Raw genomic sequence first — 472 nt, forward strand, 5'->3', positions numbered from 1 at the left:
AGGATCTTAAAAAAAACTAAAAACAACAGACACAAAAACAGAATACTTTGCTTTTTTAGATGAAACGTCTTGCCAAAATGTTCCAAATGTTAGAAGAATATTATATACTCCTGGAGAAAAAAATATACAAGTAAAATATCCAGTAAAATTTGGAATAAATGTAACAGGATTTCAAGGAATCAATTGCAACTCCTACATGGAAGCAAATACAAAAAACAATGCATTTCAATTTGTAATTACATTATGTCATTACCGTATTGAAAACATGACCAATAAATTAGGTAAACAATTAATCGAGGAAGCAATAAACAATGAAAACTTATCTGATGAAAAAATAAAAAAATATTTATCATCCAAATCATTGAACGAAATGGATCTGATAAATAAAATCAATAATGAACTATATAATGACAATTCCAAACAGAAGTCAATAGAAAAAATTCAAAAGATTTGCAGAAAAGAAGACAACAAC

1 pseudogene is annotated in these 472 nt (G+C 26.3%); it reads left to right on the forward strand.

Going from position 1 to position 472, the window contains the following annotated elements:
* Positions 1 to 196: 196 nt before the first annotated feature.
* Positions 197 to 472: pseudogene (locus ON24_RS08840) on the forward strand (transposase); the annotation flags it as partial.

Origin of the sequence: Methanobrevibacter boviskoreani JH1, assembly GCF_000320505.1 — an archaeon.
Taxonomy (GTDB): domain Archaea; phylum Methanobacteriota; class Methanobacteria; order Methanobacteriales; family Methanobacteriaceae; genus Methanarmilla; species Methanarmilla boviskoreani.